Origin of the sequence: Burkholderia sp. Bp8992 (genome assembly GCF_003853705.1) — a bacterium.
GTDB lineage: Bacteria > Pseudomonadota > Gammaproteobacteria > Burkholderiales > Burkholderiaceae > Burkholderia.
In genome coordinates this window covers 145,087-166,192 of the sequence record NZ_QTQI01000004.1, presented here as the reverse complement: position 1 = coordinate 166,192, position 21,106 = coordinate 145,087, and the positions used below count along the sequence as shown (strand labels likewise).

The following is a 21,106-nucleotide window of genomic DNA, read 5'->3' as shown; positions in this document are numbered from 1 at the left end:
GGGATCGCTCGAAAAATGGACAGCGGATTATACAAAACCGCGCGGGTTCCCCTCCTGCCATCGCCAGTGATCGGCACACATTTCTTCGATACCGAGCGTCGCGCGCCAGCCGATGATGTCGGCCGCGGCCTGCGGGTTCGCGTAGCACTCGGCGATATCGCCCGGACGGCGCGCGACGAGCTCGTACGGCACCGGGCGGCCCGACGCCTTCTCGAACGCACGCACGACTTCCAGCACGCTGTAGCCCTGGCCGGTGCCGAGGTTCACGACGAAGCTCGCGTCGCGCTTGGCCAGCGCGTCGAGCGCGGCGATGTGCCCCTTCGCGAGATCGACGACGTGGATGTAGTCGCGCACGCCCGTGCCGTCCGGCGTCGGGTAGTCGGAACCGAACACGCGCAGCTTGTCCAGCTTGCCGACCGCGACCTGCGCGACGTACGGCATCAGGTTGTTCGGGATGCCGGCCGGATCCTCGCCGATCAGGCCGCTTGCATGCGCGCCGACCGGGTTGAAGTAGCGCAGCGTCGCGATGCGCCACGACGGATCGGACACCTCGAGATCGCGCAGGATCTGTTCGGCGATCAGCTTCGACTGGCCGTACGGGTTCGTTGCCGACAGCGGGAACGATTCGTCGATCGGCGAGCGCTCGGGCACGCCGTACACGGTCGCGGACGAGCTGAACACGAACTGCCTGACGTTGCGCTCGCGCATGACCTTGAGCACGGCGAGCAGGCCGCCGATGTTGTTCTGGTAGTACTCGAGCGGCTTCGCGACCGATTCGCCGACGGCCTTGAGCGCCGCGAAATGGATGGTCCCGGTGATCGGGTGCGCGTCGAACACCTTCGCGAGCGCGGCTTCGTCGCACACGTCGACCTGGTGGAACGCGGGCGTCTTGCCCGTGATCTGCTCGATGCGCCGGACGGACTCGGCCTTGCTGTTGACGAGGTTGTCGACGATCACGACATCGTAGCCGTTGTCGAGCAGCTCGACGGCCGTGTGCGAGCCGATATAGCCCGCGCCGCCGGTAACGAGGATGGTGCCTTTAGCGGTCATTGCAGATGCGCTCCTTCAGAGGGTGATACCGGTCAACGAACGAATGGTCTGCCGGTAGCGTTCGACGACCTGCTGCTCGTCGAATTCCGCCGCGACCTTCTTCCGGCCGCGCGCGCCCATCGCGTCGCGGCCGGTCGTTCCGAGTTCGATCATGCGGAGCAGTTGCTCCGCGAGGCTTGCGCTATCGCGCACGCGGCACAGGAAGCCCGTTTCGCCGTCGGCGACGACGTCGCGGCAGCCCGGCACGTCGGTCGCGACGATCGGGCGGCCCATCGCCGAGGCTTCCATCAGCGTGCGCGGCACGCCTTCGCGGTACGACGGCAGCACGACGCAGTCGGCCGCCGCGATGTGCGGGCGCACGTCGTGCGCCTCGCCGAGATAGTCAATGATGCCTTCGCCGACCCACGCGTCGACGTCCGCGCGACCGATCGCGCTCGGGTTGTCGACGCCGAGCGGCCCGAGCAGCTGGAAACGTGCGGTGGGGAAGCGGCCGCGCACGATGCGCGCGGCTTCCACGTATTCGCGCACGCCCTTGTCCCACAGCAGCCGGCCGATCAGGATGAAGACGGGCGCGTCGCCGGCAGGCAGCGGCACGGGCGCGAACTGTTCGAGATCGACGCCTTCGCCGTGCAGCAGCCGTGCGCGGTCGGGATGCGCGAGCAACTGCTCGTCGGTGAAGGTCGCGAGATCGTCGCGGTTCAGGAACCACACTTCACGCGGGAAGCGGAACGCGAACCGGTACAGCCGTTTCGCGACACTCGCCGCACGGCTCTTCTGGATGAAGACGTAGCCGAGCCCCGTCGTCACCGCGATCGACGGCACGCGCGCGAGCCACGCGGCGACCGACCCGTAGATGTTCGGCTTGATCGTGTAATGGAACACGAGATCGGGCCGCAGCGCGCGGTAGTGGCGCACCAGCGCCGCGAGCGTGCCGAGATCCTCGCGCGGGCTCGTGCCTTTCGACGCGACCGCGAGCGCCACGTAGCGGCAGCCCATCTGCTCGAGCAACGGCACGGTGCGGTCGTGCGGCGCGATCACGATGACCTCGGCGCCGCGCGCGACGAGCGCACGGATCAGCCCGTGGCGATACGTATGGATCGCCCAGGCCGTGTTGCAGACGAGCGCGATGCGCAGCGGGGAAGTGGCGGACATGAAAAAAAGAAAAAATAAACCGTCGAAATTGCCGAAAGGGCCGGATGCGCGTCAAGCGGACGGCCGCGCGGCGAACAGCGTCTGCTTGATCCGCTGCAACGTACGGTACGGCGTCACGAAATGCAGCAGGTTCTTGGCGAGGCCGGCCCAGTCGTACGGGTTCAGCGCATTGAAGTGGCTCAGCAGCAGCGTGAGCGTCGACACCAGCTGGCGCCGGCGCTTGGTCGCACTGATCCCGCCCTCGTTCAGTTCGTAATACAGGCCGAGTTCCGGCAGGTTCGCGCAATCGTAGCGTTGCATTAACCGTAAAAAAAGATCGAGATCCTCGGCTGCGCGGTATTTCGCGCGATAGTTGCCCACTTCGCGCACGGCGTCGATACGCAGCATCACCGAAGGATGCACGAGCGGCGAGCGCAGGAAGCGCGTGCGGCGCAGCGTGCGCGGATCGGCGGGCGGCGTCAGCATGAAACGCGGTTCGCCGGCGCGCGACACGACCTGCGTCCACATGCCGACGCAGGCCACGCGCGGGTTGGCGCCGAGATACGCGCGCTCTTTCGCGAGGCGCCGGGGCGCGGCCAGGTCGCCCGCGTCGATGCGGGCCGCATAGCGGAAGCCGCGCGCCGCGAGCGCGTCGATGCCGGCCGCGAGCGCGCGCTCGATGCCGCCGTTCTGCGGCATGCGCAGTACCTCGATCGCGAGGCCGGGCAGGTCCGGCGCGACGATCGGCGGCGTGCTGCCGTCGTCGACGATCAGCACGTGCACGGGCGCATCCTCGCGAAACGACGCGAGGGTCCGGACGACGTCGTCGTGCCCGTTGTAGGCCGGCATCAGCACGGCCACGTCGTCGAGCGGGGGCGGGCAGTCAGGGGACGTCATGTTCGCAGCTTGAAACGGATGTAATAAAAGTTGACGGCGGCCGCGGCCAGGTAGCCGGCGGCCAGCCCGACGAGCGCGCCGTACAGGCCGAGCCGCGGGATCGCGAACAGGTTGACGAGCACGGCGATCGCCAGCGCGAGCAGCCATTTCGACAGCAACACGAATTTTGCTTGATATTTGAGAACGATAAGATTGCCTATCGCCTCGATGCCGGCCGGCACGGACAGCCAGACGGCCCAGCGGAAGATGTCGACCGACGCCTCGTAGCCGCGGCCGAACACCTTGCCGACGATCAGCGGGGCGGCGGCGTCGAGCACGAGCGCGCCGGCCGTCATCAGGCCGGCCGTCATCGCGATCAGCCGGACGATGTTGCGGCGCAGCCGCGCGACGTCCTGCACGCGGTAGACGAAGGCGGGCGCGATCGTCTGCGCGAGCATCAGCGCGAGCGTGATCCAGTTCTCGTTGAGCTGCTGCGCGGCCGAATAGCGGCCGAGATCGGCGAACGACACGTGACGCTCGAGCATCAGGCGGTCGAGCTTCAGGAACAGGTACATGCAGATGAGCCCGAGCCAGAACACGGTGCCGGCCGTTGCAAAGTGCCTGAACAGCGGTCTGTCGAACGTCCAGCCGAGCGTGCCGCCGTTACGATGGCGGTAGTACAGCAGCAGCGCGAGGCCGATCGCGGCGGCTTCCAGCGCCCACAGCCACGCGAAGCGGGCGGGGCCGGCGGCCGCGCGCACCAGCAGCCACACGAGCAGCGCCTTGGCGAGTGCCGTGACCATGCTGGTGACGAGCTGCGGCTTGCTGTAGGTCATGCTCTGCAGCCACGCGTTGATCACGCCGACGAACGGCTCGCGGAACACCATCGTGACGGCGAGGCCCGCGAGCATCGCGCCGACCAGCGGATCGAAGGCGCCCGCGGCGATCGCGATCCAGGTCGCGACGAGCGCGGCGGCCGACACGGCGATGCGCAGCGCGAACGCGCTGCCGAGCACCGCGCCGAGCTGGGCGGGCGCGCGCTGGACGATGGTCGGGACGAGGATTTCCGCGCCGCACACCCAGGTGAGCGGCGCCAGTACCAGGAGGAGCGTATTCGCATACTGCCATTTGCCGAACACATCTGGCCCGAAATAACGGGCCAGCAGGCCGCTGATCGCGATCGCGACGCCGATCTGCGTGAGCCGTTCGAGCCCCAGCCAGACGAGGTTCGCGACGGCTTTCGCGACGTCCGGGTTGCCGAAGCGCTTCAGCATGCGGCGCAGCGGCGCGCGCACGGGGCGGCCGTCGGGACGCCCGAGGGCTGCGGATTGGCGGCGGCGGAGCGGCTAGGCATTAAAATGGGCGATATGCGCGTCATCAAAACCCGCGATTATAAGTGGGATCGCGACCGCTCCAGCCGTTCCGTTCCTTGTTTTGCGGGGCCGCATGTATCATGCGCGGCACCGGCGAGAGGCGGCCAGCCAAGCCAGACAATTTTCCATGCACGCAACTGAGAGAGAAGAGAATCGATGATCTCCCAATCCATCTTCAAGGCATATGACATCCGTGGCGTGGTCGGCAAGACACTCGACGTCGACACGGCGCGCGGGATCGGCCGGGCATTCGGCAGCGAAGTGCGTGCACAGGGCGGCGACGCGGTCGTCGTCGCGCGCGACGGCCGCCTGTCCGGGCCGGAACTCGTCGGCGCACTCGCCGATGGCCTGCGTGCGGCCGGTGTCGACGTCGTCGACGTCGGCATGGTGCCCACGCCCGTCGGCTATTTCGCGGCGAACGTGCCGCTGGCGCTGAAGGGCGGCGAGCGCCGCGTCGATTCGTGCATCGTCGTCACGGGCAGCCACAACCCGCCCGACTACAACGGCTTCAAGATGGTGCTGCGCGGCGCCGCGATCTACGGCGAGCAGATCCAGGCGCTGTACCGCCGCATCGTCGACGAGCGCTTCGAGACGGGCAGCGGCACGTATGAGGAAATCGACGTCGCCGATCAGTACATCGCGCGCATCGTCGGCGACGTGAAGCTCGCGCGGCCGCTGAAGCTGGTCGTCGACGCCGGCAACGGCGTCGCGGGCCCGCTCGCGACGCGCCTGTTCAAGGCGCTCGGTTGCGAACTCGTCGAACGCTTCACCGACATCGACGGCACGTTCCCGAATCACCATCCCGATCCCGCGCACCCGGAAAACCTGCAGGACGTGATCCAGGCGCTGAAGGACACCGATGCCGAGCTCGGCTTCGCGTTCGACGGCGACGGCGACCGCCTGGGCGTCGTCACGAAGGACGGCCAGATCATCTATCCGGACCGCCAGCTGATGCTGTTCGCGGAAGAAGTGCTGTCGCGCAATCCGGGCGCGCAGATCATCTACGACGTGAAGTGCACGCGCCACCTCGCGCAATGGATCAAGTCGAAGGGCGGCGAGCCGCTGATGTGGAAGACGGGCCACTCGCTCGTGAAGGCGAAGCTGCGCGAGACGGGCGCCCCGCTCGCCGGCGAAATGAGCGGCCACGTGTTCTTCAAGGATCGCTGGTACGGTTTCGACGACGGTCTCTACACGGGCGCGCGCCTGCTCGAGATCCTCGCGAAGACGGCCGACCCGAGCGCGCTGCTCAATGCACTGCCGGACGCGATGAGCACGCCGGAACTGCAGCTCTGGCTCGACGAAGGCGAGAACTTCCGCCTGATCGACAAGCTGCAGAAAGAGGCGAAGTTCGACGGCGCCGAGGAAGTCGTGACGATCGACGGCCTGCGCGTCGAATACCCGGACGGCTTCGGCCTCGCGCGTTCGTCGAACACGACGCCGGTCGTCGTGATGCGCTTCGAAGCCGAGACGCAGGAAGGGCTCAAGCGCATCCAGGAAGACTTCCGCCGGGTGCTGACGGCCGCGAAGCCGGACGTCAAGCTGCCGTTCTGAACGTCGGCGGCCTGCGGGCCGCCCGCCGTGCGACGGCCGGTTCACCGGCCGCGCCCATCCCGAAAAGCGGCGCACGCCACGGGCGTGCGGCCGCTTTTTGCCTGTCTGGCCCGCCGGGCGAGATAAAATCCCCCCTTTATGCCTGTCGCCGGCTGCCAGCCGGCGTTTTTTCAGCGTGCAAAAGATCCTGATCGTGCGCGTGTCGTCGCTGGGCGACGTCGTGCACAACATGCCGGTGATCGCCGATATCCGGCGCCGCCACCCCGATGCGCAGATCGACTGGCTCGTCGAGGAAAGCTTCGTCGATCTCGTGCGGCTCGTCGACGGCGTGCGCAACGTGCTGCCGTTCTCGCTGCGCCGCTGGCGCAAGAAGCCGTTCTCGGGCGCCACGTGGCGCGAGATCCGCGCATTTCGCAAGCGCCTCGCGGCCGAGCAGTACGATCTCGTGATCGACTGCCAGGGCCTCATCAAGACGGCCTGGGTCGCGAGCTGGGCGCGCGGGCCGCTCGTCGGGCTCGGCAACCGCACCGACGGCGCCGGCTACGAATGGCCGGTGCGTTTCTTCTACCGCAAGCGCGTGCCGATCGCGCCGCGTACGCACGTGGTCGAGCGGTCGCGGCAACTGGTCGCGGCCGCGCTGGACGACCCGGCGCCGACACCGGCCGATCCGGTCGACTTCGGCCTCGACACGCGCGCGGCGGCGCTCGCGGTGGCCGCGCTCGGCCTGAACCTGCCGGTGCCGTACGTGGTGTTCGTCCATGCGACGTCGCGCGCCGACAAGCAGTGGCCGGACGCAGCGTGGATCGAGCTCGGCCAGGCGCTCGTGCGGCGCGGCGCGTCGCTCGTGCTGCCGTGGGGCAACGACGCGGAGCGCGCGACCAGCGAGCGGCTCGCGAAGGAATTCGGCGATGCGGCGATCGTGCCGCCGAAGCTGTCGCTGCCGGCCGTGGTCGGCCTGATCGACGGCGCGGCCGCGACCGTCGGGGTTGATACAGGTCTGGTTCACATCGCGGCCGCGCTGAAGCGTCCGACGGTCGAACTGTACAATTTCGCGACGGCCTGGCGGACCGGCGGCTACTGGTCGCCGAACGTCGTCAATCTCGGCACGGCGGGGCAGCCCCCGTCGATCGCGCAGGTGAAGTCGGCGCTCGCGGGCTTCGGTCTCCTGTAACGCTGTCACACACGCGAACCGATCATGAGCGAATCCCAGATCATCGAAGTCCCGTCCGCCGACTGGAGCGGACACAACCTGTCGGCGCCGCGCGAGCAGTTGCTGGCCGCCGTCGAGGAAGGCAAGGTGCTGTATTTCCCGCACCTGCGCTTCGCGATCGAAGGCGGCGAGGAAGCGCTGCTCGATCCGGCGCTCGCCGATCCGAAACGCAAGAACATCAGCCTCGCGCCGAACGGTGGCGCGCTCGCCGGCGTGCTCGGCGACAGCGTCACGCAGTCGGCCGTGCGCGCGCTCGTCGCGCGCTTCCAGCAGCAGGCCGGCACGCTCGTCGACGGCCTCTTTCCCGAATACCGCGGCAAGCTGCGCGTCGCGCCGACGAGCCTGCGGCTGATGCAGGTCGAGACGCGCCAGACGTCGTGGCGCAAGGACGACAGCCGGCTGCACGTCGACGCGTTCCCGTCGCGGCCGAACTACGGCGAACGCATCCTGCGCGTGTTCACGAACGTTAACCCGGCCGGCGTGCCGCGCGTATGGCGCGTCGGCGAGCCGTTCGAGGACGTCGCGAAGCGCTTCCTGCCGACGATCAGGCCGCAACTGCCGGGCGCCGCGTGGCTGCTGAACCTGCTGCACGTGACGAAGTCGCCGCGCAGCGCGTACGACCACCTGATGCTGAACCTGCACGACAGCATGAAGGCCGATCTCGACTACCAGAAGACTTGTCCACAGCAAACGATGCCGTTTCCGCCGGGCAGCGTGTGGATATGTTTCTCGGATCAGACTTCGCACGCTGTGATGTCCGGCCAGTTCATGCTCGAGCAGACGTTCTTCCTGCCGGTCGACGCGATGGTCCGCCGCGAATGCGCGCCGCTCGGCATTCTCGAACGCCTGAAGGGCAGGGCGCTGGTTTGAGCGCGCACCTGCTTCGACGTAACACGAGGGCCGCCGCATGCTGAGGGTGATCTATCGCGCGCTGTGGTGGCTCGTCGCGCCGGCCGCGGTCATCCGGCTCTACGTGCGCTCGCGCAAGGAGCGCGGCTATCGCGAGCACATCGGCGAACGCTTCGGCCACGTGGCCGGCCGCTCGCGCGACGACCGCACGCCGCTGATCTGGGTGCATGCGGTGTCGGTCGGCGAGACGCGCGCCGCGCAGCCGCTGATCGACGCGCTGACGCACGCGCGCCCCGATGTGCGCATCCTGCTCACGCACATGACGCCGAGCGGCCGCGCGACCGGTGAACAGATCTTCGGCGATCGTGTGCTCCGCTGCTACCTGCCGTACGACATGCCGGGCGCGGTGCGGCGTTTCCTGCACGCATGGCGGCCGACGCTCGGCCTCGTGATGGAAACCGAGGTGTGGCCGACGCTGATCGACGAGTGCCGTCGCGCGGACGTGCCGCTCGTGCTGACCAATGCGCGGATGTCCGCGCGTTCGTTCCGGCGCGCGGCGAAGTTCGGCGCGGCGACGCGCGACGTGTTCGGCGGCTTCTCGCGCGTGCTCGCGCAGAGCCCGGCCGATGCGGAGCGGCTGACGTCGCTCGGCGCGCGCAACGTGACCGTGCTCGGCAACCTGAAGTTCGACATGACGACGCCGCCGGAACTCGCGGCGCGCGGCCATGCGTGGCGCGAGGCGATCGGCACGCGGCCCGTGTGGGTGGCCGCCAGCACGCGCGAGAACGAAGAAGCGCTGGTGCTGCAGGCGTTCGCGGAAATGCGCACGCCCGGCGCGCTGCTGGTGCTCGTGCCGCGTCATCCGCAGCGTTTCGCCGAAGTCGAGGCGCTCGTCGCGCGCGGCGGGCTCAAGTCCGTGCGCCGCTCGGTGTGGGCTGCCGATGCGGCCGCGCTCGCTGCTGGCCGGCCGGCTGCCGAACGGCTGCCGGACGACGTGACGGTGCTGCTCGGCGATTCGATGGGCGAGCTCGGTGCGTACTACGCGGCCGCCGACATCGCGTTCATCGGCGGCAGCCTGCTGCCGCTCGGCGGCCAGAACCTGATCGAAGCGTGCGCGGTCGGCGTGCCGGTGCTGATCGGCCCGCACGTGTTCAACTTCACGCAGGCGACCGCCGACGCGGTCGCGGCCGGTGCGGCGATGCAGGTCGCGGATCCGCTCGATCTCGCGCACGTGCTCGACGCGCTGTTCGCCGACAAGGCGCGGCGTATCGCGATGGGAGCGGCCGGCGCGGCCTTCGCATCGCGTCACCGCGGTGCGACCGCGCGCACGGTCGACGTGCTCGCGGCGCTGCTGCCGCCCGCCGAACGCGGCGAACGTACGTTGCAGGACGCGCAGGATACTGCTTCCGGCGACGAATAGACGACGGGCGGCGCAAGGCCGCCCGCGAATGCATGGCGGCGACGCGAGCCGCGGCGATGGTGCTCAGACCGTCAGCAATCCCTTCTTCTCGATGAACGCGATCACGTCCGCGACGCCTTCGAGCGCCTTCAGGTTCGTCATCACGTAAGGCCGTTCGCCGCGCATCTTCCGCGTGTCGGACGCCATCACGTCGAGATTCGCGCCGACCAGCGGCGCGAGGTCGGTCTTGTTGATCACGAGCAGGTCGGACTTCGTGATGCCGGGGCCGCCCTTGCGCGGAATCTTCTCGCCGCCCGCGACGTCGATTACGTAGATCGTCAGGTCCGACAGCTCGGGGCTGAAGGTTGCCGCGAGATTGTCGCCGCCCGATTCGATGAACACGATGTCGGCGTCCGGAAAGCGCGACAGCATCCGGTCGACGGCCTCGAGGTTGATCGATGCGTCTTCCCGGATCGCCGTGTGCGGGCAGCCGCCCGTCTCGACGCCCATGATGCGTTCCTCGGGCAGCGCGCCGGCCACCGTCAGCAGCCGCTGGTCTTCCTTCGTATAGATGTCGTTGGTGATCGCGACCAGGTCGTACCGGTCGCGCATCGCCTTGCACAGCATTTCGAGCAGCGTGGTCTTGCCGGAGCCGACGGGGCCGCCGATGCCGACGCGCAGCGGCGGCAGTTTCTTCGTGCGGCGGGCGGAGGAGGGGGCAGGTGCGTTCATGGTCTGGCGATGAGGTTCAGGAGCGGAACAGCCGCGAGTACTGGGTTTCGTGCCGCGCGGACAGGATGCCGAGCTGCGGCGCGAACGTGTTGATGGCGTCGGGCGGCGTCGCGAGCGCACGGCGCACGGCCGCGTCGATCGCGCCGCGCAGCGCGACGATGATGCGTTGCCCGGCGAGCTGGCCGAGCGGCACGGCCTTCAGCGCGGCGGACGTCTGGTTCTCGACCCAGCCGAATGCGTACGCGGCAAGCGTCGCGTCGGCGCCGGCGTCGTGCATCGCGGCCGCGTAGGCGAACGCGGTCGGCAGCGCGACCGGCGAGATCGACGCGAGCGTCGCGCGGCGCGCGGCATCGCCCCATTCGAGCGACGCGCACAGTTGCGCGAGCGACCAGCCCATCTGTTCGGTTTCGCGGCGCAGTTCCGCCGATTCGCGGCTCGCGATGAACCATGCGTTTTCGGCGGCAAGCGCGTGCGTGTCGTGTGCGTGCCAGCGTGCGAGCTGGTGCGCGAGGAACGGCAACTCGCCGTGCGCGAGCACGTCGGTCAGGCCGCTGGCGATCCAGTCGCGCGCGGAATCGGCGTCGCGGATGAGGTTCGCGTCGAGCGCGGCTTCAAGGCCCTGCGAATAGCTGTACGCACCGATCGGCAGCGCCGGAGACGCAAGGTGCAGCAGCGCGACGAGTTCAGTGGTGGTCATGACCGTGGTGGCCGTGCGTGCAGCCGGGACCATGCTGATGATCGTGATCGTGATCGTGATCGTGATCGTGATCGTGATCGTGCGAATGCGAATGCGAGTGGCCGTGGTGTTCGCCGAACACCTGTTGCGCGAGTGCGTAATCTTCGGCGAACGTCGCATCGTGCCCGTGCTTGTGGCCGCCGCCGTACGCGCCGGCCTCCGGCTGGAATGGCACGCGCGCTTCCTCGACCTGTGTGCCGAGCCGGCGCAGCATGTCGGCGAGCACCGGATCGGCTTCGAGCTTCAGGTAGCCGTCGCCGATCTCGACCGGCGTGTGACGGTTGCCGAGATGGTATGCGGCGCGCATCAGCGTGAGCGGATCGGCGGCCCGCACCAGCAGCACGGTCTCGGGAGCAGCTGCGATGCGCACGAGCGCGCCGTCGTCGGCGACGAGCACGTCGCCGTCGCGCAGCACCGTGCCGCGCGGCAGCAGGACCGCGACGTCCTCGCCGGTGTCGAGCGTCGCCGCGAGGCGGCTCTTGCAGCGGGCGTCATAGGCTAGCGTGAGCGTCGGCGCGCGTGCGACGAGCGACGCGGCGAGTTTCACGTTCGGGGCAATGCGTTTGTCGAGGGTGCGCATGAAACTGGGGATTCCGAATCAGAACAGGAAATAGCGCTGCGCCATCGGCAGCACCGTCGCCGGTTCGCAGGTGAGCAACTGGCCGTCGGCGATCACGTCGTAGGTTTCGGGATCGACGCTGATCGACGGGCGCCACGCGTTGTGGATCATGTCTGCCTTCGTCACGTTGCGGCAGTTACGTACGGGCACGATCCGCTTCGCGAGGCCGTAGCGTTCCGCGATGCCCGCATCGGCGGCCATCTGCGACACGAAGGTCAGCGACGTGCGGGCGAGTGCCCCGCCGCGCGTCGCGAACATCTCGCGATAGTGGACCGGCTGCGGCGTCGGGATCGACGCATTCGGGTCGCCCATCTGCGCCATCGCGATCATTCCGCCCTTCAGGATCATCGACGGCTTGATCCCGAAGAATGCCGGTTCCCACAGCACGAGGTCTGCCCACTTGCCGGGTTCGATCGAGCCGACTTCGTGCGCGATGCCGTGCGTGATCGCCGGGTTGATCGTGTACTTCGCGACGTAGCGCTTCGCCCGGAAGTTGTCGTTGCGCGTGCCGTCTTCCGGCAGCGCGCCGCGCTGCACCTTCATCTTGTGCGCGGTCTGCCAGGTGCGGATGATCACTTCGCCGACGCGGCCCATCGCCTGCGAATCGGACGACAGCATCGACAGCGCGCCGAGATCGTGCAGGATGTCCTCGGCCGCGATCGTCTCGCGGCGGATCCGCGATTCGGCGAACGCGAGATCCTCGGCGATCGACGGATCGAGGTGATGGCACACCATCAGCATGTCGAGATGCTCGTCGAGCGTGTTGATCGTGTACGGACGCGTCGGATTGGTCGACGACGGCAGCACGTTCGACTCGCCGCATACCTTCAGGATGTCGGGCGCATGGCCGCCGCCCGCGCCTTCGGTGTGGTACGTGTGGATCGTGCGGCCCTTGAACGCGGCGACCGTCGATTCGACGAAGCCGCCTTCGTTCAGCGTATCGGTGTGGATCGCGACCTGCGTGTCGGTGTCGTCGGCGACCGACAGGCAGTTGTCGATCGCGGCGGGCGTCGTGCCCCAGTCCTCGTGCAGCTTCAGCCCGATCGCGCCGGCCGCGATCTGCTCGACGAGCGGTTCCGGCAGGCTCGCGTTGCCCTTGCCGAGGAAGCCGAGGTTGATCGGCCAGCCGTCGGCGGCCTGCAGCATCCGCTCCATGTGCCACGGGCCCGGCGTGCAGGTCGTCGCGTTGGTGCCGGTGGCCGGCCCCGTGCCGCCGCCGAGCATCGTCGTGACGCCCGACGCGAGCGCCTCGTCGATCTGCTGCGGGCTGATGAAGTGGATGTGCGTGTCGATGCCGCCGGCCGTCACGATCAGCCCTTCGCCGGCGATCACTTCGGTCGCCGCGCCGATCGCGATCGTCACGCCCGGTTGAATGTCGGGGTTGCCGGCCTTGCCGATCGCGGCGATGCGGCCGTGCTTGAGCGCGATGTCGGCCTTCACGATGCCCCAGTGATCGAGGATCACCGCGTTCGTGATGACCGTGTCGGGCACGTCGGCGGCCACGCGCTGCGACTGGCCCATCCCGTCGCGGATCACCTTCCCGCCGCCGAATTTCACTTCCTCGCCGTAGGTCGTGAAGTCGCGTTCGATCTCGATCAGCAGTTCGGTATCGGCGAGCCGGACGCGGTCGCCCGTCGTCGGCCCGAACATTTCCGCGTACGCGCGGCGGCTCAAGCGTAGTGTCATGTCGTGCTGTTCCTGAAGAGCGGGGCGCGGCTTACAGCGGCCCCATCACCTTGCCCTGAAAACCGTAGACGGCGCGCTCGCCCGCGAGCGCGACGAGCTCGACGGTGCGCGTCTGGCCCGGCTCGAAGCGCACGGCCGTGCCGGCCGCGATGTTGAGCCGGAAGCCGCGCGCGGCCGCGCGGTCGAACGACAGTGCATCGTTGACTTCGAAGAAGTGGTAGTGCGAGCCGACCTGCACCGGGCGGTCGCCGGTGTTCGCGACGACGAGCGTCAGCGTCGCGCGGCCCGCATTCAGTTCGTGTTCGCCGTCGTCGGTGAGGATTTCGCCGGGGATCATGCAGGCCTCACGGAATCGGGTGGTGGACGGTCACGAGCTTCGTGCCGTCGGGGAAGGTCGCTTCGACCTGGATGTCGGGAATCATCTCCGGCACGCCGTCCATCACGTCGTCGCGCGTGAGCAGCGTCGTGCCGTAGTGCATCACTTCGGCGACCGTCTTGCCGTCGCGCGCGGCTTCCATCAGCGCGGCGGTGATGAAGGCGACCGCCTCCGGATAGTTGAGCTTCAGGCCGCGCGCGCGACGGCGCTCGGCCAGCAGCGCTGCCGTGAAGATCAGCAGCTTGTCCTTCTCGCGGGGAGTCAGTTTCATGAAGGCAGGCGTTCAGGAAAACGTAATTTTTATCGGTGCGCATGCAATGAGGCGGGCGCGCGAGTCATCGTAGCACCGCGCTGTTTTGCGTGCGTCGTGTATCGCTTATGAAAAGAGCAAGGCGCGTGCCATGTGCATGGAACATGGGGCGATGCGCGTTCGTGGTGCGTCGTGCATGACTGGCGTGCAGCGACCGATGCAGCCGTGCGCCGAAACGGTGCGCGGCGGAACGCTCAGGTTTGCCAGAGGCGCAGCGGCCGTGCGTCGACGCCGTGCACGATCGGCCGCAACTGCAGCCAGCAGTCGGTGAAGTGGCGTTGCAGCGCTTCCATCGAGGTCGACAGTGCGCGCACGAGCACGACGCCCGGCGTCACGCAGGTCGCGCCCGCGCGCAGCGTGCCGTCGAACGGCATCCGGGCGGCGAGCGATTCGGCCAGCGCGGCGTCGCACGCGGCGCCGACGGCCCACAGCGTGCCGTACGCGGGAAAGCCGGCGAGGCCCTGCAGCGCGCCGCGCAGCGGATCGTGTGCGTCGAGCAGCGCGCGTTCGGTCCAAAGCGGCCGGCCGTCGGCATCGACGAGTGCCGAGGTCGACGCGATGCGTCCTGCCGACCAGGTTTCGCCGGCGGCCTGCCGGCCGAGCTGCGTCGCGTCCCAGCCGATCGCGCTCGCGCCCGTGCCGATCGTCACCGTGAAATCGAGCGACGCATGCGATGCGTCGAAGAACAGGTTGTTCTGCGGCAGCCAGTCGAGTTTCGCGCCACGGCCGACGATGATGCCGATGCGCTGCATCGCATCGAGGCCGTTCGACTTGTACCACTTGGTCGCGCCGGGCGTCGTCAGCACCGCGTGCGTGCCGTTGCCGAGCGCGATGTCGATGTCGAGCCGGTCGCCGCCCGCGATGCCGCCCGGCGGATGGACGATCACCGCGTGGCAGATCGCGTCGCCTTCCGGATACAGCGGCCGCTGCACGCGCAGCGGGCCGTCGTGCAGCCGGTGCGCGAGCGTCGTGCGCGCGCCGTGCCGCTCGAAGCCGAGTTCGAGGCGGCCGCGCCACGACTTGGCGACGGCGGGGCGGGACAGCGGGGCGTGCGAATCGGGGGCGGACATCGGCGGTGAACGGAAAACGAGGGATGCGGGTGCGAAGAACGTGGATGCTACCGGAACAATAATGCAGATGCCGCATTCGTTGAAAGCGCCGCGTGCAGCAGCCTCGCGGGCCGGCCGCCCGTGTTCGTCGCCGTGCCTGTCGCCGTAGCTACCGCCGTGCCACGCATCACACCGCGATCAGTTCGCGTACGCCGTTCGCCGCCATGTCGCGCGCGTCGCCGCCCGCGACGATCTCGCCGCGGCTCATCACCCAGTAGCGGTCCGCGATCGATTGCGCGAAGTCGTAATACTGCTCGACGAGCAGCACGGTCATCCTCGATTCTTCGACGAGCTGGCGCAGCGTGCGGCCGATGTCCTGGATGATCGACGGCTGGATGCCTTCGGTCGGCTCGTCGAGGATCAGCAACTGCGGCTCGCTCATCAGCGCGCGGCCGATCGCGAGCTGCTGCTGCTGGCCGCCCGACAGGTCGCCGCCGCGCCGCGCGCGCATGTCCTTCAGCACGGGAAACAGGTCGTAGATGCGGTCCGGCACTTTAGACGGCGCCTTGCGGCTCGCCGCGCCGACGAGCAGGTTTTCCTCGACGGTCAGCCGCGGGAAGATGTCGCGGCCCTGCGGCACGTACGCGAGCCCGGCCGCGACGCGCGCATACGGCGGCAGTGCGCCGAGCGCCGTGCCGCGCCACGACACGCTGCCGCTCTTCGCGGCGACGACGCCCATCAGGCAGCGCAGCAACGTGCTCTTGCCGACGCCGTTGCGGCCGAGCAGCACGGTGAGCTTGCCGTCGTCGGCGGCGAGGTTCACGTTGCGCAGGATATGGCTGCCGCCGTAGTACTGGTTCAGTGCTTCGATCTTCAGCATCGCATCATCGTCCGAGATAAGACTCGATCACCGCGTCGTCGCGCTTGACCTGGTCGAGCGTGCCCTGCGCGAGCACCGCGCCTTCGGCCATCACCGTCACGCGGCCCGTGTCGCCCGCGAGCGCCGCGACGAATTCCATGTCGTGCTCGACGACCATCATCGAGCAGGTGCCGCGCAGCGTGTTCAGCAGCTCGGCGAGCTCCATCGTCTCGTGGTCGGTCATGCCGGCCGCCGGCTCGTCGAGCAGCAGCAGCGCCGGGCGCTGCATCAGCAGCATGCCGATTTCGAGCCGCTGCTTCTGCCCGTGCGACAGCTCGCCGGCCGCACGGTATGCGTGACTTTCGAGGCCGATCAGCGCGAGCGTCTCCTCGATCTTCGCCTGCGCCGAGCGGTCGAGCCGCGCACGCAGCGACGCGAGCCAGCCCTTGTCGGTCTGCATCGCGAGCTCGAGGTTTTCCCACACCGGATGCTGCTCGAACACGGTCGGCTTCTGGAACTTGCGGCCGATGCCCGCACGTGCGATTTCGGGTTCGTTCATCCGCGCGAGGTCGATGGTCTGGCCGAGAAACACCTTGCCCGCATCGGGCCGCGTCTTGCCGGTGATGACATCCATCATCGTCGTCTTGCCCGCGCCGTTCGGGCCGATCACGCAGCGCAGCTCGCCCGCGTCGATCGCGAGCGACAGCTTCTTCAGCGCGCGAAAGCCGTCGAAGCTCACCTCGATATCCTCGAGATAGAGGATCGTGCCGTGCGACGTATCGATGCCGGCCGGCACGACGCGCCCCATCGATGCGGTGCCGCTGACGGCGAGCAGCTCGTCCTCGGGCGGCGGCGTGAACTGGTACAGGGCCGTTCCGTTCATGCGCGTTTCCCCTTTGCGATCAGGGTTTCGACGAGGCCCATGATCCCGCGCGGCAGCAAGAGCGGCACGAGCACGAAGATCAGGCCGAGGAAGAACAGCCAGTATTCGGCGAAGTACGCGGTGAAGAAACTCTTCGCGCCGTTCACCGCGAATGCGCCGACGATCGGCCCGATCAGCGTGCCGCGTCCGCCTACCGCGACCCAGATCGCCATTTCGATCGAGTTGCCGGGCGACATCTCGCCGGGATTGATGATGCCGACCTGCGGCACGTACAGCGCGCCGGCGATGCCGCACAGTACGGCCGACACGGTCCACACGAACAGCTTGTACGCGAGCGGGCTGTAGCCGAGGAACATCAGCCGCGTCTCGCCGTCGCGCACGGCGGTGACGACGCGCCCGAGCTTGCTCGTGACGATCGCGCGCGCGGCGATGAACGACAGCACGAGCGTCGCGAACGTCAGCAGCAACAGCACCGTGCGCGTACCGGGCGACGTGATCGCGAAGCCCGCGATGCGCTTGAAGTCGGTGAAGCCGTTGTTGCCGCCGAAGCCCGTCTCGTTGCGATAGAACAGCAGCATCGCGGCGAACGTCATGGCCTGCGTGATGATCGACAGGTACACGCCCTTCACGCGCGAGCGGAACGTGAAGAAGCCGAACACCCACGCGAGCACGGCCGGCACGAGCACGACGAGCGCGAGCGCCCACGCGAGATGCTGCGTGCCGCTCCAGTACCACGGCAACTGGTGCCAGTCGAGAAACACCATGAAGTCGGGCAGGTCGCTGCCGTACTTGCCGTCGCGACCTATCTCGCGCATCAGGTACATGCCGATCGCATAGCCGCCGAGCGCGAAGAACAGCCCGTGGCCGAGGCTCAGGATCCCGCAGTAGCCCCACACGAGATCGAGCGCGAGCGCGGCGATCGCGTAGCACATCAGCTTGCCGGCGAGCGTCATCGCATACGCGGACAGATGGAACGCGCTCGCTTCGGGCGCGACGAGCGCGGCGAGCGGCACGCCGATGCCGATCGCGATGCACAGCGCGACGAGCGCGAGCCATGCGCGGCGCGACAGCAGCGCCGGGCGCGGCGGCAGGCCGAGCGCGAAGCCGTCGGCTGCACGTGCGGCGACGGCGGGCTTCGGTGCATCGGCGACCGGGTTCGACACCGAATCGGTGAATGAAGTCACGTCAAGCCTCCGCGCTGCGGCCCTTCGGGGCGAATATGCCCTGCGGGCGTTTCTGGATGAACAGCACGATCATCACGAGCACCGCGATCTTCGCGAGCACGGCGCCCCAGAACGGTTCGATCGCCTTGCTCGCGAGGCCGAGCCCGAAGCCGCCGAGCACGGTGCCGGCGATCTGCCCGACGCCGCCGAGCACGACCGCCATGAACGAATCGATGATGTAGTTCTGGCCGAGGTCGGGGCCCACGTTGCCGATCTGCGACAGCGCGCAGCCGCCGAGGCCCGCGATGCCCGCGCCGAACGCGAACGCATACGCGTCGACGCGGGCGGTCTTCACGCCGACGCACGCGGCCATCCGGCGGTTCTGCGTGACGGCACGCACGAACAGGCCGAGCCGCGTCCTGGTCAGCACGGCCCACGCGACGAACACCACCGCGAGCGCGAACGCGAGGATCGCGAGGCGGTTGTACGGCAGGATCAGGTTCTGCATCACCGTCACGCCGCCGCTCATCCATGACGGGTTCACGACCTGCACGTTCTGCGCGCCGAACAGCATGCGCGTCGCCTGGATCAGGATCAGGCTCACGCCGAACGTCGCGAGCAGCGTTTCGAGCGGGCGGCCGTACAGGTGCCGCAGCACGAGCCGTTCGAGCACGATGCCGACGAGCGCGGCCGCCGCGAACGACACGGGCACGGCGACGAGCGGATACCAGTCGAATGCGCCGGGCGCGTAGCGCTGGATCAGCGTCTGCACCACATAGGTTGCGTACGCACCGATCATCAGGAATTCGCCGTGCGCCATGTTGATCACGCCGATCAACCCGTACGTGATCGCGAGGCCGAGCGCGGCGAGCAGCAGCACGCTGCCGAGCGACAGGCCCGCGAACAAGGTGCCGACGATTTCGCCGCGGCGCTGCAGCGTATGCAACGCGTCCAGTCCTTGCTGCGCGGCGTCGCGCACGCGCGCGTCGGGTTCCGCGTAGCTGCCGTCGGCGTTCTTCGCGACGAGCGGACGCAGTTGTTCGATCATGTCGAGATCGCGGCGCGCGGCCACCACCTGCACGGCTTCGAGGCGCTTCGCCGGATCGGCGTCGTGCAGCGCGGCGATCGCCCACAGGGCGTCGAGGCGGCGCTTCAGCGCGGGATCGGTTTCCTTTGCGCGAGCGCGATCGATCATCGGCTTGAGCGCCGGATCGGGCGACTTCAGCAGCGCATCGATCGCGTCGCTGCGCGCGGCCACGTCGGGCGACGCGAGCGCGAGGCCCGACAGCGCGCCCGCGATCTTCGTGCGCAGCAGGTTGTTCAGCATCACGGGCTGCGCATCGCCGGCCGGCGTCGCGGCCTGCGTGAGCGCATCGTGCGCGGTGTCGCCGGTCTGGATCAGCAGGCGGCCGTCGCCCGTCGCGAGCGCGTCGCCGCTCGACAGCGCGTTGAGCACCGCGACGGCGCGCGGATCGGCATCGGCGGCGAGGCGCTCGATCGCGGCGGTCTTCGCGTCGAAGTCGTCGCCGGCGAGCGCGGCGGTATCGGCCGCCGTCAGCGCGAACGCGGCGTGCGGCAGCATGCCCGCGAGGGCGGCGCACGCGGCGATCGCGCGGACGGCTCGGCGAAAGCGTGTAGGCATCGGGAAATCCTGTCGGCGTGGGGAGACGGATTCATGCACCGATGGGCGGGCTCGCGCATCGGTGCAGGCGTGCGAGCGGGGCATCGCGCCGGTGCGCGCGCCCCTGCATCGCGTCAGGCCATCGCCGTGCGCTGCCGGCGCAGGAATGCCGGGATCGACGTGACGATGTCCGGCTTGCCCTGGTTGCCGGCAATGAACGGGCTCCACGGCTGCGCGCGCACGGCGGTCTTCGTCTTCCACACGACGTTGAACTGCCCGTCGCCGCGGATCTCGCCGATCATCACCGGCTTGTGCAGGTGGTGGTTGCCGTCCATCGAGAGCGTGAAGCCCGACGGTGCGGCAACCGTCTGGCCGATCATCGCGACGCGCACCTTGTCGACATCGGTGCTCTTCGCCTTCTCGACGGCTTGCTTCCACATGTGGATGCCGACGTAGGTCGCTTCCATCGGGTCGTTGGTCACGCGCTTCGCGCCGCCCGGCAGGTTGTTCGCCTTCACCCACGAAGCGAACTGGTCCTTGAACTTCGTGTTGGTCGGGTTCTTCACCGACATGAAGTAGTTCCACGCGGCCAGGTGGCCGACGAGCGGCTTCGTGTCGATCCCGCGCAGCTCTTCCTCGCCGACCGAGAACGCGACGACCGGCACGTCGGTCGCCTTGATCCCCTGGTTGCCGAGTTCCTTGTAGAACGGCACGTTCGAATCGCCGTTGATCGTCGAGATCACGGTCGTCTTGCCGCCCTGCGAGAATGTCTTGATGTTCGCGACGATGGTCTGGTAATCGCTGTGGCCGAACGGCGTGTAGACCTCCTGAATATCGGCGTCCTTCACGCCCTTCGATTTCAGGAACGCGCGCAGGATCTTGTTGGTCGTGCGCGGGTACACGTAGTCGGTGCCGAGCAGGAAGAAGCGCTTCGCGCTGCCGCCTTCCGCGCCCATCAGGTACTCGACGGCCGGGATCGCCTGCTGGTTCGGCGCGGCGCCCGTGTAGAACACGTTGCGCGACATTTCCTCGCCTTCATACTGCACCGGGTAGTAGAGCAGCCCGTTGAGCTCCTCGAACACCGGTAGCACGGACTTGCGCGACACCGACGTCCAGCAGCCGAACACGCACGCAACCTTGTCCTGCGTGAGCAACTGGCGGGCCTTCTCGGCGAACAGCGGCCAGTTCGACGCGGGATCCACCACCACGGGCTCGAGCTTGCGGCCCATCACGCCGCCGCTCTTGTTGATGTCGGCGATCGTCATCAGCGCGGTGTCCTTCAGCGACGTCTCCGAGATCGCCATCGTGCCCGACAGCGAGTGCAGGATGCCGACCTTGATCGGGCCGGTGCCCGCATCGGCCGCATGCGCGAACGGGCTCTTGCCCGCCAGTGCGAGCGCGCCGGCCATCGAACCGAACTTCAACAGACTGCGACGTTTCATCGGGATCCCCTTGTCGTGTTGGATGTGCGTGCGCCGTGGCGGCGCCTGCCATCGTGTAACGCAAGGCATGTGCCAGTCGCGCGAATGCACGCCGGGCGTGCCGGTGCGGGGCGTTCCCGGGCGTCGGGGTGGTGCGGATGATGCGTCGTGCAGCACGCACGGTCCGTTGCGGTGCAGGCGCGCGGGCGTAA

Annotated in this window: 20 protein-coding genes; 4 read left to right on the top strand and 16 right to left on the bottom strand. The window is 68.4% G+C overall.

The window, feature by feature from the left end:
• Positions 1 to 27 precede the first annotated feature (27 nt).
• Genes galE through DIE03_RS07975 form a run of 4 tightly spaced genes read right to left on the bottom strand, consistent with a single transcriptional unit; the run spans position 28 to position 4,331 of the window.
• Entirely contained in the window at positions 28 to 1,050 is a 1,023-nt protein-coding gene (galE, locus tag DIE03_RS07990; protein WP_124449135.1) for a UDP-glucose 4-epimerase GalE, read from the bottom strand.
• 15 nt (positions 1,051 to 1,065) lie between these two features.
• Positions 1,066 to 2,202 (bottom strand): glycosyltransferase family 4 protein, encoded by a 1,137-nt coding sequence (locus DIE03_RS07985; RefSeq protein WP_124449133.1) that lies wholly within the window; start codon positions 2,200 to 2,202, stop codon positions 1,066 to 1,068.
• Positions 2,203 to 2,253: 51 nt separating this feature from the next.
• A complete protein-coding gene (locus DIE03_RS07980; RefSeq protein WP_124449131.1) occupies positions 2,254 to 3,078 on the bottom strand; it encodes a glycosyltransferase in 825 nt (274 codons plus the stop codon).
• A complete protein-coding gene (locus tag DIE03_RS07975) occupies positions 3,075 to 4,331 on the bottom strand; it encodes a lipopolysaccharide biosynthesis protein (RefSeq protein ID WP_124449129.1) in 1,257 nt (418 codons plus the stop codon). The genes DIE03_RS07980 and DIE03_RS07975 overlap by 4 nt, the downstream gene beginning before the upstream one ends.
• A 255-nt stretch (positions 4,332 to 4,586) precedes the next feature.
• Between DIE03_RS07975 and DIE03_RS07965 the strand changes: the two genes are divergently transcribed.
• The 4 genes from DIE03_RS07965 to waaA all read left to right on the top strand — a co-directional run bounded on the left by DIE03_RS07965 (position 4,587) and on the right by waaA (position 9,460).
• Entirely contained in the window at positions 4,587 to 5,981 is a 1,395-nt protein-coding gene (locus DIE03_RS07965; RefSeq protein WP_124449127.1) for a phosphomannomutase/phosphoglucomutase, read from the top strand.
• A 175-nt stretch (positions 5,982 to 6,156) separates the two neighbouring features.
• Positions 6,157 to 7,152, top strand: coding sequence for a lipopolysaccharide heptosyltransferase I (gene waaC / locus DIE03_RS07960; RefSeq protein WP_124449125.1), 996 nt, complete (start codon positions 6,157 to 6,159; stop codon positions 7,150 to 7,152).
• Positions 7,153 to 7,176: 24 nt separating this feature from the next.
• Positions 7,177 to 8,061 carry a Kdo hydroxylase family protein gene (locus DIE03_RS07955; protein WP_124449123.1) on the top strand — a complete coding sequence of 295 codons (885 nt, stop codon included), beginning with the start codon at positions 7,177 to 7,179 and terminating at the stop codon, positions 8,059 to 8,061.
• A 37-nt stretch (positions 8,062 to 8,098) separates the two neighbouring features.
• Positions 8,099 to 9,460, top strand: coding sequence for a lipid IV(A) 3-deoxy-D-manno-octulosonic acid transferase (gene waaA, locus DIE03_RS07950; RefSeq protein WP_124449121.1), 1,362 nt, complete (start codon positions 8,099 to 8,101; stop codon positions 9,458 to 9,460).
• Positions 9,461 to 9,523: 63 nt separating this feature from the next.
• Here the strand turns inward: waaA and ureG are convergent, their stop codons facing one another.
• The 12 genes from ureG to urtA all read right to left on the bottom strand — a co-directional run bounded on the left by ureG (position 9,524) and on the right by urtA (position 20,915).
• Entirely contained in the window at positions 9,524 to 10,171 is a 648-nt protein-coding gene (ureG, locus tag DIE03_RS07945; protein WP_124449119.1) for an urease accessory protein UreG, read from the bottom strand.
• 16 nt (positions 10,172 to 10,187) lie between these two features.
• Entirely contained in the window at positions 10,188 to 10,868 is a 681-nt protein-coding gene (locus tag DIE03_RS07940; protein WP_124449117.1) for an urease accessory protein UreF, read from the bottom strand.
• Complete coding sequence (ureE, locus tag DIE03_RS07935) at positions 10,855 to 11,487, bottom strand: urease accessory protein UreE (RefSeq protein ID WP_124449115.1); 633 nt, start codon at positions 11,485 to 11,487, stop codon at positions 10,855 to 10,857. Before ureE ends, DIE03_RS07940 begins: the two co-directional genes overlap by 14 nt.
• A gap of 18 nt (positions 11,488 to 11,505) precedes the next feature.
• Complete coding sequence (gene ureC / locus DIE03_RS07930; protein WP_124449113.1) at positions 11,506 to 13,212, bottom strand: urease subunit alpha; 1,707 nt, start codon at positions 13,210 to 13,212, stop codon at positions 11,506 to 11,508.
• 31 nt (positions 13,213 to 13,243) lie between these two features.
• Positions 13,244 to 13,549: an urease subunit beta gene (locus tag DIE03_RS07925; RefSeq protein ID WP_043181642.1), complete on the bottom strand. Its 306-nt coding sequence runs from the start codon at positions 13,547 to 13,549 to the stop codon at positions 13,244 to 13,246.
• 7 nt (positions 13,550 to 13,556) lie between these two features.
• Positions 13,557 to 13,859 carry an urease subunit gamma gene (gene ureA, locus DIE03_RS07920; RefSeq protein WP_006406310.1) on the bottom strand — a complete coding sequence of 101 codons (303 nt, stop codon included), beginning with the start codon at positions 13,857 to 13,859 and terminating at the stop codon, positions 13,557 to 13,559.
• Positions 13,860 to 14,092: 233 nt separating this feature from the next.
• Complete coding sequence (locus DIE03_RS07915; RefSeq protein WP_124449111.1) at positions 14,093 to 14,968, bottom strand: urease accessory protein UreD; 876 nt, start codon at positions 14,966 to 14,968, stop codon at positions 14,093 to 14,095.
• Between the two features lie 166 nt (positions 14,969 to 15,134).
• Entirely contained in the window at positions 15,135 to 15,827 is a 693-nt protein-coding gene (gene urtE, locus DIE03_RS07910) for an urea ABC transporter ATP-binding subunit UrtE (protein WP_124449109.1), read from the bottom strand.
• 4 nt (positions 15,828 to 15,831) lie between these two features.
• Positions 15,832 to 16,689, bottom strand: a complete 858-nt coding sequence (gene urtD, locus DIE03_RS07905; protein WP_124449107.1) for an urea ABC transporter ATP-binding protein UrtD — start codon at positions 16,687 to 16,689, stop codon at positions 15,832 to 15,834.
• The gene (gene urtC, locus DIE03_RS07900; protein WP_124449104.1) at positions 16,686 to 17,873 is read right to left on the bottom strand and encodes an urea ABC transporter permease subunit UrtC; all 1,188 of its coding nucleotides are present in this window, start codon (positions 17,871 to 17,873) and stop codon (positions 16,686 to 16,688) included. Before urtC ends, urtD begins: the two co-directional genes overlap by 4 nt.
• 1 nt (position 17,874) lies before the next feature.
• Positions 17,875 to 19,494 carry an urea ABC transporter permease subunit UrtB gene (urtB, locus tag DIE03_RS07895; protein WP_124449102.1) on the bottom strand — a complete coding sequence of 540 codons (1,620 nt, stop codon included), beginning with the start codon at positions 19,492 to 19,494 and terminating at the stop codon, positions 17,875 to 17,877.
• Positions 19,495 to 19,607: 113 nt separating this feature from the next.
• Positions 19,608 to 20,915: an urea ABC transporter substrate-binding protein gene (urtA, locus tag DIE03_RS07890; protein ID WP_124449100.1), complete on the bottom strand. Its 1,308-nt coding sequence runs from the start codon at positions 20,913 to 20,915 to the stop codon at positions 19,608 to 19,610.
• Between the last annotated feature and the right edge of the window lie 191 nt (positions 20,916 to 21,106).